This window comes from Bradyrhizobium sp. AZCC 1719, assembly GCF_036924525.1.
GTDB lineage: Bacteria > Pseudomonadota > Alphaproteobacteria > Rhizobiales > Xanthobacteraceae > Bradyrhizobium.
On sequence record NZ_JAZHRU010000001.1, the window covers coordinates 4,121,415 to 4,134,738 of the forward strand.

11 protein-coding genes are annotated in these 13,324 nt (G+C 62.7%); 6 read left to right on the forward strand and 5 right to left on the reverse strand.

The window, feature by feature from the left end:
- Positions 1 to 48: 48 nt before the first annotated feature.
- A complete protein-coding gene (locus tag V1292_RS19290; RefSeq protein ID WP_334374292.1) occupies positions 49 to 2,085 on the forward strand; it encodes a pyrroloquinoline quinone-dependent dehydrogenase in 2,037 nt (678 codons plus the stop codon).
- A 1,013-nt stretch (positions 2,086 to 3,098) separates the two neighbouring features.
- On the opposite strand, the gene V1292_RS19295 is transcribed toward V1292_RS19290, so the two are convergent.
- Complete coding sequence (locus V1292_RS19295) at positions 3,099 to 3,560, reverse strand: PaaI family thioesterase (RefSeq protein ID WP_213285844.1); 462 nt, start codon at positions 3,558 to 3,560, stop codon at positions 3,099 to 3,101.
- Positions 3,561 to 3,795: 235 nt separating this feature from the next.
- Between V1292_RS19295 and V1292_RS19300 the strand changes: the two genes are divergently transcribed.
- From V1292_RS19300 to V1292_RS19310, 3 genes are all read left to right on the forward strand, one after another.
- Positions 3,796 to 4,068, forward strand: a complete 273-nt coding sequence (locus tag V1292_RS19300; protein WP_334374293.1) for a hypothetical protein — start codon at positions 3,796 to 3,798, stop codon at positions 4,066 to 4,068.
- An 82-nt stretch (positions 4,069 to 4,150) separates the two neighbouring features.
- Positions 4,151 to 4,381 carry a hypothetical protein gene (locus tag V1292_RS19305; protein WP_334374294.1) on the forward strand — a complete coding sequence of 77 codons (231 nt, stop codon included), beginning with the start codon at positions 4,151 to 4,153 and terminating at the stop codon, positions 4,379 to 4,381.
- A 274-nt stretch (positions 4,382 to 4,655) separates the two neighbouring features.
- Complete coding sequence (locus V1292_RS19310; protein WP_334374295.1) at positions 4,656 to 4,991, forward strand: PilZ domain-containing protein; 336 nt, start codon at positions 4,656 to 4,658, stop codon at positions 4,989 to 4,991.
- A 16-nt stretch (positions 4,992 to 5,007) separates the two neighbouring features.
- On the opposite strand, the gene V1292_RS19315 is transcribed toward V1292_RS19310, so the two are convergent.
- From V1292_RS19315 to V1292_RS19325, 3 genes are all read right to left on the reverse strand, one after another.
- Positions 5,008 to 5,250, reverse strand: a complete 243-nt coding sequence (locus V1292_RS19315) for a DUF6894 family protein (RefSeq protein WP_334374296.1) — start codon at positions 5,248 to 5,250, stop codon at positions 5,008 to 5,010.
- A 218-nt stretch (positions 5,251 to 5,468) separates the two neighbouring features.
- The gene (locus V1292_RS19320; protein WP_065747894.1) at positions 5,469 to 5,648 is read right to left on the reverse strand and encodes a hypothetical protein; all 180 of its coding nucleotides are present in this window, start codon (positions 5,646 to 5,648) and stop codon (positions 5,469 to 5,471) included.
- A gap of 714 nt (positions 5,649 to 6,362) precedes the next feature.
- Positions 6,363 to 6,542 (reverse strand): hypothetical protein, encoded by a 180-nt coding sequence (locus V1292_RS19325; protein WP_156434032.1) that lies wholly within the window; start codon positions 6,540 to 6,542, stop codon positions 6,363 to 6,365.
- A 1,556-nt stretch (positions 6,543 to 8,098) separates the two neighbouring features.
- Here V1292_RS19325 and recA point away from each other — a divergent pair.
- Positions 8,099 to 9,190 (forward strand): recombinase RecA, encoded by a 1,092-nt coding sequence (recA, locus tag V1292_RS19330; RefSeq protein ID WP_028350014.1) that lies wholly within the window; start codon positions 8,099 to 8,101, stop codon positions 9,188 to 9,190.
- 116 nt (positions 9,191 to 9,306) lie between these two features.
- A complete protein-coding gene (locus tag V1292_RS19335; protein WP_334374297.1) occupies positions 9,307 to 10,293 on the forward strand; it encodes a hypothetical protein in 987 nt (328 codons plus the stop codon).
- 144 nt (positions 10,294 to 10,437) lie between these two features.
- Here the strand turns inward: V1292_RS19335 and gcvP are convergent, their stop codons facing one another.
- Positions 10,438 to 13,314 (reverse strand): aminomethyl-transferring glycine dehydrogenase, encoded by a 2,877-nt coding sequence (gene gcvP / locus V1292_RS19340; protein WP_334374298.1) that lies wholly within the window; start codon positions 13,312 to 13,314, stop codon positions 10,438 to 10,440.
- Between the last annotated feature and the right edge of the window lie 10 nt (positions 13,315 to 13,324).

A 13,324-nucleotide genomic window follows, 5' to 3' on the forward strand; every position in this document is an offset into this window, starting at 1 on the left:
AATAGGGTAATCGATCCCGCAAGCGTGGGTTGCGCTTGCGGGGGCAGGATGCGAAATCCGGTTTGTCTGTTCGCTTTCGTCGTTGCCATCTTCTGTGCGGCTAATCCGCTTCCTGCTTCCGCCTGGGAGCATTGGGGCGGCGATCGCGGCGGATCGCGGTTTTCGCCGCTCAAGCAGATCACGCCCGACAATGTCGGCAATCTCGTCCGCGCCTGGGAGTTTCGTACCGGCGATCTCGATCGCAGGCCGGTCGAGGCGATGAAGCGGACCAAGTTTCAGGCCACCCCGCTGCTTGTCGAGGACAGCCTGATCTTCTGCTCGCCCTTCAACGAGGTCATCGCGCTCGACCCCGGCAGCGGCGTGCCGAAGTGGCGGTACGATCCTGACATCTCGACCGCGCAACGCCCGGCCAACCGCTACACTTGCCGTGGTGTCGCCTATTGGCTCGACGAGCGCGCCGCTGAAAATGCCGCCTGTCGCGCACGGATATTCATGGGCACCAACGACGTGCGCCTGATCGCGCTCGACGCCAGGACCGGCGTCCCCTGCGCCGATTTCGGCAACAATGGCGAGATCAAGTTCGCACTCGGTCCATTGGAGTGGCCCGGCGAATTCCAGATCACGTCGGCGCCCGTCATTATCAGCGACACCGTCATCGTCGGCTCTGCAATTGCAGATAATCGCCGCGTCGACGCGCCGCCAGGCACGGTGCGCGCTTTCGATGCGCGGACCGGGCAACCGCGCTGGAGCTTCGATCCGCTGGTGCATGATGGCGTGATTGCCGGCCACGCCAATGTCTGGGCGCCGATGTCGGTGGACGAGGAGCGCGGCCTGGTATTCTTGCCGACGTCCTCGCCGAGCCCGGATTTCTGGGGCGGCAAGCGGCCCGGCAACAACGACTACGCCAATTCGGTGGTGGCGCTGCGCGCCGAAACCGGCGAACGGGTCTGGTCGTTTCAGACCGTGCATCACGATGTCTGGGATTACGACCTGCCGGCGCAGCCGACATTGGCGCGCATCGATACCGGCGAGGGCGAGCGCGACGTCGTGATCCAGCCCACCAAACAAGGCTTTGTGTTCGTGCTCGACCGCGATACCGGCGAGCCGGTGTGGCCGGTGGAGGAACGCGCGGTGCCGCAGGGCGGCGCCGAAGGCGAGCAGCTCTCGCCGACGCAGCCGTTCCCGACCCACGTGCCGGCGCTGCTGCCACAACAGATCTCGGCCGACGACGTGTTCGGCCTGATTCCGTTCTTGGACAGCGGGGCCTGCCGCGCGCAGGTTGCCTCTGCCCGCAACGAAGGCCTCTACACGCCGCCGTCCACGCAGGGCACCGTGGTGTTTCCAATGACCGGCGGCGGCGTGAACTGGGGCGGCGCCGCGTTCGATCCGGTCAACCAGATCCTTTACGCCAATACGACGCGGGCAATTCACATTATCAAATTGCTTCCACGTGCCGCTATGGCCGATGGCTTTAGCCCGCCGCCCGGTCACGACTTCGGACGGCAACACGGCACGCCGTTTGCGATGACCCGCGCCGTTGCACTGTCGCCGCTGGGGCTGTTGTGCAACAGGCCGCCTTGGGGCGAGATGGTCGCGGTCGATCTGAAGGCGGGGAAGATTCTCTGGCGATCGAGGGTAGGCACCACGGAAGATCGTGCGCCGCTCGGCATCGCTTTTCCCTTCGGCACGCCGCTCATCAGCGGCGTCGCAATCACCGCCGGCGGCCTCATCTTCACCGGCGCGATGGATGCCTATTTGCGCGCCTTCGACGCCCGATCGGGGCGGGAGCTGTGGCAGGGCCGGCTGCCGGTGCCGGGCGTTGCCAATCCAATGACGTACATCTGGAAGGGCGAGCAATATGTCGCGATCGGCGCCGGCGGTCATTCCGAGTCGGGCACTACGATCGGCGACAGCGTGGTGGCGTTCCGCCTGGCGCGGCCGGGCGAGGCGCCCTCGCTGTGGTCGCGCACCATCGACCGGCCCGGTGGGCGATTTATGAGCGGGGCGATTGCGGTTGGCTTGGTGATCGTGGTGGTGGCGATCGTGCTGTGGCGCTGGCGGCGGAGCAGGGTGGGTAGGGCGTGAGTAAATGCATCCTCTCCTGTCATCGTCCGGCCTTGACCGGACGATCCAGTACGCCGCGGCCTTTCCACGTCATTGCGAGAAGCGAAGCAATCCATCTCGCGGCATAACGGATGCATGGATTGCTTCCGCCTTCGCTCGTTGAGCTTCGGCGGACAAGTCGCTTCGCTCGCAATGCAATGACGCGGAGGAAGCGACGCACACACTACTGTCATCCCCGCGAATGCGGGGAACCAGTACGCCGCGGCCTCTCGATTCAATCACTGCTGTCTCTGGAATACTGGGTCACCCGCCGGAGCCTGTCATCGGGCGCGCATTCGCGCGACCCGTTGGCGGGTGACGACAATTGAATGTGCGTTTGCGATCTCGCGACATAAGCTGTCCGAGCTTTGCCTGATAACTTCCCGCCCTCTCGTTGAGAGGGCGCAGGGAAGACCGGGTGCTGGCTGCACCCGCGGTCTCGTGTGCCGTTGCGCATAAAGGAAACGCACACGAGCATACAGGTACAGCGGAAACACTCCGGCCTTCCCTGCGCAATGGCTTTACGGCTTACTTCGTGCTCTTCCCGGAGAACGGCTCTTTTGCCTCCGTCGCTGCGCAAATAGTTTCACGCAGCTTAACGCCAGCACCGCGGCGCCCGAACCACACGACTTCGCCGTACGCTTCCGGCGCGTACGTCTAGCGCGCCATCGTCGTCCATCGCATCTCACCGCACGGTCGTGACGATCGCGAGCGCCCCTCAATGGGTGAGACGGTCGGAGTTATGCCGCTGATTTGCCTCTCGCGTTAAGCGGAATATTTTTGATTCCCGGGCTTGACACGATTTCGGAAAATCAGAAGTGATTTGCCGTCGTGTCAATTGGTCGCAGCCGCGCATTGAAATTTCGCTTGGGTGCGTGGCAAATCAGTTCGCAGTTTGTAGGGTGGGCAAAGCGCAAGCGTGCCCACCATCGGGAAGCGTGCTCGATGATAGATGGTGGGCACGGCGCAAGGGCGCATTTGCCCACCCTACGGCGCTACAGCATCGCGAACGCGCTCGAGACCATCGCCACGGGCTTGTTGTCGGTAGCGGAAAGCAGCGTGACGCGACCAAAACTCATGGTGCGCCCGAGGCGGACCACGCGCGCATCGGCCAGTACGTCGGAGGCAGAGACCGCGCGCATGAAATGCGTGGTCTGGTCGACCGTCGTCATTGCGCGGTAGCCGCGGTTGGCGGCGAGGTTGGCGATCACCATCGCGGTGTCGGCGAATGCCATCAGCGCCTGGCCCGAGACCGTGCCGCCATTGCGGCACAGCCGCTCCGAGAACGGCAGGCGCAGGATCGCGCCCGGCTGCCAGTCGGCGGCATCGCCGGGCGGAGCTGAGTCAAAGCGCTCGATCGACAGGTTGAGATCCATCACCCATGGCGCAAATACCTCGCCGAGCACGCGCGTTGCTTCCGCAATGCCGAATTCTCCCGCTTGTGGCTGTTGTTGCATGAACGTTCCGTTTCCTCGTCCGATCTTGTTGTCGGCGCATTGTAGTGGTCATTGCGGCGAGGGGACAGCGGCGGTGGGCGACGAATACGGCGCGATCGGCAAAGCAATTGGGCGCAAGCGCCGAAATCCCGCAAGCTAGGCGTCGAACCAAAGGCGAGGCCCGCGCGTGCTTGGCTTGGCGGTTGCGTCGGTGGTATCTTTGCCGAAACGCTGAAAGCATCCAGAGGAGAGCGTCATGAGAATGCTGAGCGCGGCCGCGATGGTGGTGTTGTTGATGGTGCCGGCCCACGCGCAGACCCCGAATATCAACCTGATACCGGAACTCCAGTCCAAATCGCCGGAGGAAAGGGAGCAGGAAGCGATCAAGGAGAAGGCTTACAAGGATTCCTTGCGGAAGATTCCCGACGCCAAGACCTCTTCCGATCCCTGGGGCACCATGCGTAGCACCGAGGCGCCCAAGGCCGCGGCGCCCGCCAAGAAGAACAAGACCGGCAGCACCAGCCAGTAGCTTCCCTGCCAAAGCGGCGGGTAGGATTCGTTCGCCGCTACCCCTATATTTGACCTGTCGTCATCGTGTCTGGAGTTACGACATGGTCTTTCGTCCGCGCGATCTCGCGAGCCGGATGGCCGGCCGGCGCAAGCTGGGCGACGGCTACCTGCGCGAGACGTTTACTTTGCCGCGCGACCAAGCGAGGTTGAGGGCGCGCGACTTCCTCAACCGCTATCCCAAGGCAGCCTATATGAGCTCGGTCGAGAGCTGGCGCGAGCTGCCCGGCGGCGACATCGAATTCACCATGCGCCGGCTTGCCAGCGCGGATTAGGCGACGCGGTTCCACCTCGCGCCGAAATTAACATCGACTCTCCGATTTTTGCCGGATTCCGATAACCCGGTATTGAGGTATTCCGCCTAGCTCTACGGACGGACGCGGGCGAGAGGGGCGGACGGCCGTTGCTTTCTCCGTCATTCCGGGGCGTGCGGAGCACGAGCCCGGAATCCATTTCACCCCGGCCTATGCGGTTCAATGGATTCCGGTTCTCGCTTCGCGAGCCCCGGAATGACGCAGACTGCGACAGGACGACCCGACAGGAGAAATCATGGCGAGAGACCGCAAAGACCTTGGTGCCCGCAAGTTCGTTCGGGTCGACTTGCGCAAGCCGGGATTCCTGATTCCGGCGCCGGATGCGCCATGGATCGAGTGCTACGTCCTCGACATTTCGGAGAACGGCGCCTGCCTGGATGTGGGCGACCTCGCGGTTCCCAAGGTGTTCGGCCTTTCTCTCACCGCAGGCGGCGAGGTGCGGCGGGTATGCACGCTGATCTGGCGCAGGGGCGAATTGGTCGGCGTCCGCTTCGTCTCCGCCCGGGAGCTGCGCAACGGCGTGGCGCCGCCAGGTGAACCCGATGCCGCTTCCCGGAAGGCCCACGCCTGACTAATTTGCCGTCCGTTTAATCAGGATCCTGCAGCGTCTCGGCCACCAGGCGAATCCGGAATACCGGCTTTTTGGATTCATCCAGCAGTTCCATCTGCCACTCGGTGTTTTCGGGCAGCTTGCGGGAAACGTCCGCGATCATGTCGCCGCAAACCCCGGTCATTTCCTTCCACGCGGCGTTGTGATCGGCAAATTCCGCGCCGTCATTGCTGACGCACGCATCTTCGCCATGTCGAACGGTGAAGAAGAAGATCGGCATGGCAAGTTGACCAAATGTAAAATGGGCCGCCGCTGGCCCTGAGATCCCCCATCCGCCGGGAGTGGATTCCTCGCGTATGGAAAGATCAACCCCGGGTTTTTACGGGCCCAAGCACGTTGCCGGGCATATAGGCCGGGTTATCGCTCAGGTCTAACCTGATGTAGTTGCAGAGAAACTTCTCCGGCTGGAAGGCCCGTGGAAGCGGCCGCCGAGCGGAATTACTTCCGTTCGGCTTTTTTCAGCTCCCGATCAATCCGAAGCTGGACCCGCCGGATGGCAAGCAGATTGAGCCTGGCTTCGGTCTTGCCCGTGACAACCCTGTCGCCGATACGGAATTGCCATTTCCAGATGCCCGGAGCGACCGCCGTCACGGTGTATTCGACGCCCTTGTGGATCATATGGAAATCCCGCTGCGGCTCCCGACCGCTTCAAACCGGACCTCTGACTTAAAATTGCAATTGTTCCTGCCGAGGGCAATGCCTTTGCCGCGACGCGCACGGCCGAAATCCGCTCCCGGGGCTTCAACCCCATGGGCGTGACCGAATTCCCTTGCCCAGCCTAATTTCCGCGGCGCGCAAAAAGCACTGCGCCGCGCAAGCGGAGTATGGTCGCTTGGCGGCGCAGGCCTATTCCCCGAGTGATGCAATGTCCCAGGCAAGAATTTTGTCGGGGGCGATATGAAAAAGGTTCAACGCGCCCGAGACAAATTTGCCCGGCGATTTGCACGGGCGCGGCCGCCCGGTAGCCGGCTTTCTTCCTATCCCTGCCGCGACGGATGAGGCTGCCGTGGCGGAATATGGGTTCTCGACGGCGCGTCCGGCCGGACGGGCTGCGGCGGCCTTGAGGGCTCCGGCGTGCGGCTGAGGTTCAACAGCCACGTGAGGAGATGGGCGCCATGGTGTTGAAGCGTCGGCAGGATGGGTTCGCAGGTGAGGACGGTCACGGGGGCGGTCGTTTGTATCTGCATGCCGCTGGGCATAGCCTGCAGCGCCTTGAAGGACGGTTCAGATGAAGCCGCAAGCACGTTTTAAAATTGTAGGCGACGTCACCACGTCCCGATTTACAGGTCGGATAACGATGAGGCCGCCGGTTCGGCGGCCTCATCGCGAGAGCTAGCCTTCCGGCTGCTCTACATCGGGCGCCCGGGGGCTGGCGTCGGGCGCCTCTTCACTTCTGGCCCGAAGGTCGGCGGCCTTGTCGAGAAAGCCCGCGGCGATCTCCGGATCCGTGGTGGCCATTGCAAATTTGAGAAAGGTTGCCGCTTGTTCCGTGAGGTATTTCTTGCCCGGCACAATACTGGTTCCCCATTACTACCCGTCACTACCCTGCCGCACCCGCTGCAATTACGCACTGCGGCGAAATCCGTTCCGGGGAAAAGTGCAAAACTATACTTAAGTCGGGTGCGCTCACGCGGATCGTGCGTTCGGACTGGTTGGGGCAGGGCGTCGAAGGCGGCAACCTCACGAGGCAGTGGGCGCGGTGTCCTCGCCCAAAAGCTTCCCGGTTTCCTTATGGATGAAGTGAAGCCGGGTGCAGGCGAGGCAGACGACGGACACATACGAATTGGGCTCGTCCTCCGGCGCGGTCGCCGGAAGCCAATGCTGCACCTTCGCGCCCAGCCGTGGGCATGTGAAAAGGATATGTCGGCCCGTCATTGGCGAGAGATATGCAGAGGCTGGGTGCCGGGTCACCTCCGTATGTTTGCGTAGTTGGGGGCTGTCCGGGCGGCGAAGGCGCGGAGCGGGGGTGCCATCCTCGTCAGGACGCACCGGGAGCCGGGTCGGATATTCCTGAGTTCGGTATCGGAAACACCGTGATGTTACGGACTCCAAAAGTGCGTGTGGAAAACACTATGCTTGATGTCGCCGGGGCTGCTTTTCATCCCGAACCAATTTGTACCGGCTGGGGGCCGCCGAAAGGCGGCCCTTTCAATTTGGGCGAGGCCCTTTTGGGGAAGAAGTCGCCAACAGAGGCGGCTCCTTCAATCGCGCGTTCGGTCCCGGTCCCGTTGCCGTTGGTGCTATCCTAATTCGAAGCTGCGCGAGCACTTAGGCGCTGTTGTCGCAACGATGCGGCTTGGCTCTAGCTGGCATGACTGCAAAGATAAGCTAGATCGTAATTACAAACGATATAGCGGCCCAACCCAGACGAGCTTTGACTTTGGAGAAGAGGACACAGGTAAGGGTCTGTAACGAAAGAGGCCACCAACTGGAGGCGGCCCGCTACTCCCGCGTCTAGCTCTGGAAGCTCTCTAATGAAGAGGCCGCCAACTGAGGCGGCCTTACCTTAGGCCGATCAGCGCCACGGCTACTTCCGCGATCTTGCGAGGCTTCCTAGTGCCGGTCGCGCTGACCTCGATAACGGTGCGAGCCACCATCTCGCAAAGGGGGTCGTTACGGTCAGCCACGCTCAGCAAGTTTAGGGCGTGATTGAAGGCACTGTTCAAAAGCTCGATTTGCTCCGGCGTGTGTTGGCCGTCTTTCAACAACCGATTGATTGGCATTGTCCCGCCCCCAAACCGACGCAAGACCCGGCTAGTTCCGGTGAGGGAACTAGATTCCCTTTTGGGCCGGGAGTCGAATTAAATTCTTGCTATGTTCGCAGCGGAATAATTTCCTTGACCTTGCTCAAGGTTTCCATCCCGTCGCCCGGAGTGGCGAATTAGGACACTCGCCAAATCAACTTAGGACACTGGGGCTTAAATACGGGCAGTACCCCTGCGGCGAAAAGAACATATTGCGAACATAGAACAAAGATGGTACAAAGATTCCTAGACGAAATCGAATCCCAAAAGCCGCTCACCGCCGTTTGTCCCGCTCGCGAATCCCCGCCATAAGGAGCACGTATTATGTCCGCCACTGCCCTGCGTATCGTTGAAGGATCCTCCATGGATAAGACCAAGGCCCTGTCCGCCGCGCTCTCCCAGATCGAGCGCCAGTTCGGCAAGGGCTCGGTGATGAAGCTGGGCAAGAACGATCGCTCGATGGACGTCGAGACGGTGTCCTCGGGCTCGCTCGGGCTCGACATCGCGCTCGGCGTCGGCGGGCTGCCGAAGGGACGGGTGGTTGAAATCTACGGGCCGGAATCGTCGGGCAAGACCACGCTGGCGTTGCACACGGTGGCCGAGGGACAGAAGAAGGGCGGCATCTGCGCCTTCATCGACGCCGAACACGCGCTCGATCCGGTCTACGCGCGCAAGCTCGGCGTCAACATCGACGAACTCCTGATCTCACAGCCCGACACCGGCGAACAGGCGCTGGAAATCTGCGACACGCTGGTGCGCTCCGGCGCGATCGATGTGCTGGTGGTCGATTCGGTGGCGGCCTTGGTGCCGAAGGCCGAACTCGAGGGCGAGATGGGCGATGCGCTGCCGGGGTTGCAGGCGCGGCTGATGAGCCAGGCGCTGCGCAAGCTCACCGCCTCGATCAACAAGTCCAACACCATGGTGATCTTCATCAACCAGATCCGCATGAAGATCGGCGTGATGTACGGCTCGCCGGAAACCACCACCGGCGGCAACGCGCTGAAATTTTACGCCTCCGTCCGCCTCGACATCCGCCGCATCGGCGCGATCAAGGAACGCGACGAAGTCGTCGGCAACACCACCCGTGTCAAGGTGGTGAAGAACAAGCTGGCGCCGCCCTTCAAGCAGGTCGAATTCGACATCATGTATGGCGAGGGCGTCTCCAAGATGGGCGAGATCCTCGACCTTGGCGTCAAGGCCGGCATCGTCGAAAAATCCGGCGCCTGGTTCTCCTATGACAGCCAGCGGCTGGGCCAGGGTCGCGAGAACGCAAAGGCCTTCCTCAAGGCCAACCCCGACATGGTCGCCAAGATCGAGATGGCGATCCGCCAGAACTCCGGCCTGATCGCCGAGCAGATTTTGGCCGGTCCCGCCGAGCGCGACGCCGATGGCGAGGAGCCGGCGGACGACGAATAAGTTTTGAGAAACGCTTCAGGGGTTAAGGCCTGAAACGTGACGACGGGTGCTGCGGACGTTGAGTTGCCGACGTCCTCAGTGCCCGTTTTGTTTTGTCTGTATTGTCGGAGCGAGCAATGAAGCCTCTGATCCTGACCGGCTGGCTGTTGCCGGACTTTCTAAAGAATGACTTCGCTGATCTCGCACTGGATTTAGCATTTTTCGACTTCATCTGGGGACCGCAGCCCTCGCCGGATGAACTCGCAGCCCACCTCGGTCCCCGCACTGATAGCCACAGCCTCGACAGAGCCACACACTGGTCGGACTGGGGCGGTAGCCAGTGGAAACACAGCAAAAGCAGGAAGCACCGGGATCTCAGCCTGGCCGAATTCTGCCAGCACTATGAAGCCGTCGAACTATGGTTTGACGTGCGGCCGAAAGCGCAGCTGAAATTGATCTGGCTGCTCGATTATTTCCGCTCTTATCCGCAAACCGTTGGCAGGTTGAAGCTGCGTCTTGTCGATCTGGAGATGAGAGCGCTTGACAAATTTGGCCGGTGGGATCCGCCGGCCGTTCAGGTTACGGAAAAGGAATTGGCGACGGCGAGCGCCGCTTGGCAGGCTTGGCGATCGCCCACACCGGAAGCTTGCTTCGATTTGCTCAGCAAGGATTTGAGTGCCTTGCCGCTTCTCAAACCCGTTTTGATCGATCTGCTCGAAGAATTGCCAAGTTCGACAGGCCTTGGCGCCTCGGAAATGCGGATGCTCGAGCTGATCGGGCGGGGATACTCGCTGACGAATGCGCTCTTCCATCTCTACCAACTGCGGCAAACGCGCATCTTCGGCGAGTGGGAATACGGCTATTTGCTGGATGGGCTTGCGCATGGCCCGCGACCGGCCGTGGCGGGCCTGGACGAGCAACTGCGCACGCTCGACCGCGAAAATTTGCGGGACCGGCACACGGCTTACCTGCGAAGCGAGCTCTCGCTGACCCAATTCGGCAGGGCTGTTCTCGCCCACAAGGAAGACTTCAGCCGGCACAACCCGATCGACCGCTGGTGGGGTGGCACGCACCTGACCAACGATAACCTCTGGCGCTGGAATCCGGCACTGGTCGCGCCGTAGCGGCACGACTGTAGCAAGGATGGGTAGAGCCACCGGGTTCGGCCTTTGGCCCGCCCGATGATAAACTCCGCGAAACCCATCGCGTCTATCACCGCAGGGCGGCACGATGATGGGTTTCGCTATCGCTCCACCCACCCTACAAAGCTACTCCGCAGCTTGCGCGTAATCCTCAACCGGCGGGCACGAGCACACCAGATTGCGGTCGCCATAGACGTTGTCGACTCGACCGACCGGGCTCCAATATTTGTCGGTGCGCGAGATGCCATCGGGGAAACAACCCGTGGCGCGACTATAGGGGCGGTTCCATGCATCATCGACAATGTCGTGCACGGTGGTGTGCGGGGCGTGGCGCAAGGGCGAGGCTTCGACCTTCCAGCGGCCGATCTCGATCTCCGTGATCTCGCTTCGGATCGCGATCATGGCGTCGCAGAACCGATCCAGCTCCGCCTTCGATTCCGATTCGGTCGGCTCGATCATCAGCGTGCCCGGCACCGGAAAACTCATGGTCGGCGCGTGGAAGCCGTAGTCGATCAGGCGCTTTGCGATGTCATCGACGGTGACGCCGCTCGTCGTCTTCAGCGGCCGTGGATCGACGATGCATTCATGCGCGATGCGTCCCTTGGCATTCTTGTAGAGCACCGGGAAATGCGGATCGAGGCGGCTGGCGATGTAGTTGGCGTTGAGGATCGCCATTTCAGTGGCGCGCGTCAGGCCTTCGCCAGCCATCATCAGGATATAGATGTAGGAAATCGTCAGGATCGACGCCGAGCCGAACGGCGCCGCCGATACCGGGCCGATGGGATGCGGCACCGCGCCGTCGGTTGAGGGATGGCCGGGCAGATAGGGCGCAAGATGCGCTCTTACGCCGATCGGGCCCATGCCCGGGCCGCCGCCGCCATGCGGGATGCAGAAGGTCTTGTGCAGATTGAGATGCGAGACGTCGGCGCCGTAATCGCCGGGGCGGGAGAGACCGACCTGCGCGTTCATGTTGGCGCCGTCGAGATAGACCTGGCCGCCATGGCTGTGCACGATGTCGCAGATCTCCGTGATGTGCTCCTCGAACACGCCATGCGTCGAGGGATAGGTGATCATCACGGCGGCGAGATTTTTGGAATGCTTCTCCGCCTTGGCGCGGAGATCGTCGACGTCGACGTCGCCGCGCGCGTCGCAGGCGGTCACCACCACTTCCATGCCGGCCATGTGGGCCGAGGCCGGATTGGTGCCGTGCGCGGAAGAGGGGATCAGGCACACCTTGCGGTGCGGCTCGCCACGCGCGGCATGATAGGCGCGGATCGCGAGCAGCCCGGCATATTCGCCCTGCGCGCCGGAATTCGGCTGCAGGGAGATCGCGTCATAGCCGGTGATGTCGCACAGCCATTTTTCCAGCCGCGCAAATAGCGCGTGATAGCCGGCGGCTTGCTCGCGCGGCGCGAACGGATGGAGCGAGCCGAATTCGGGCCAGGTCAGCGGGATCATTTCCGTGGTCGCGTTCAGCTTCATGGTGCAGGAGCCGAGCGGGATCATGGCGCGGTCGAGCGCGAGGTCGCGATCGCCGAGCTTGCGCATGTAGCGCAGCAGCTCGGTCTCGGAGCGGTGCGTGTGGAACACGGGATGGACGAGGAAGGCGCTGTCGCGCTTCAGTTCGGCGGGCAACGTTTCGCGCGCGCCCAGCTCGACATCCGCATAGGACAGCGTGCCGCCGAAGGCGCGCCACACCGCTTCGACGATCGCAGGCGTGGTCGTTTCGTCGACGGCAATGCCGAGCGTGCCGTCACCGATGCGCAGGTTGATCTTCTCGGCGAGCGCGCGGGCAATGATTTCACTCTGCTTCGCGCCAGCCGCGACGGTGATGGTGTCGAAGAACGCCGGCGACGCCGACGCATAGCCGAGCTTGGCCAGTCCCGCCGCCAGCACCACCGCGCGGCGGTGCACCGTGCGCGCGATATGCGTCAGCCCCTCGGGGCCGTGATAGACCGCGTACATCGAGGCGATCACCGCCAGCAGCACCTGCGCGGTGCAGATGTTGGAGGTCGCCTTCTCGCGGCGGATATGCTGCTCGCGGGTCTGCAGCGCCAGCCGATAGGCTGGCTGCCCCCGCGAATCCACCGACAGCCCGACGATGCGGCCGGGCAGCGAGCGTTTCAGCGCGTCGCGCACTGACATGTAGGCCGCGTGCGGACCGCCATAGCCCATAGGCACGCCGAACCGCTGCGCCGAGCCGATGGCGATGTCAGCGCCAAGCTCGCCGGGGGAGGCGATCAGCGTCAGCGCCAGCAGATCGGCCGCGACAACGGCGAGCGCGCCCTTCGCACGCAACGCCGAGATCGCCGGCCGCAGGTCGCGCACCGCGCCCGTCGTTCCCGGATATTGCAGCAGGCCACCAAAGACATCGGCGCCTTCGAGATCGCTGACGGGATCGCCGACGATCAGATTCCAGCCCAGCGGCTCGGCACGGGTGCGCAGCACGGCGAGCGTCTGCGGATGCACTTCCGCATCGACGAAGAACGATTTTGTTTTCACTTGCGAGGCGCGCTCGGCCAGCGCCATCGCTTCCGCCGCGGCGGTACCTTCATCGAGCAGCGAAGCGTTGGCCACATCTAGGCCGGTGAGGTCGCAGATCATGGTCTGGAAGTTGAACAGCGCTTCCAGCCGCCCCTGGCTGATTTCCGGCTGATACGGCGTATAGGCGGTGTACCAAGCCGGGTTCTCCAAAATATTGCGCTGGATCACCGTGGGCAAAATCGTGCCGGAATAGCCTTGGCCGATCAGCGAGGTGAACACCTGGTTCTGCGCGGCCAGCTCGCGCATGTGCGAAAGCGCCTCGGTTTCGCTCAACGCTGAACCGAGATCGAGCGGCTTCTTCTGCCGGATCGAGGAGGGCAGCGTCTGGCCGATCAGCTCGGTGAGGCTGTTCGCGCCGACGCTCTCCAGCATCACACTGATGTCGCGGGGCGAGGGGCCGATATGCCGGCGCACGAAGTCGGTGGCGGCTGCGGCGGTGGTCTTGAGCGGCGCGTTCATGACGTCCTTC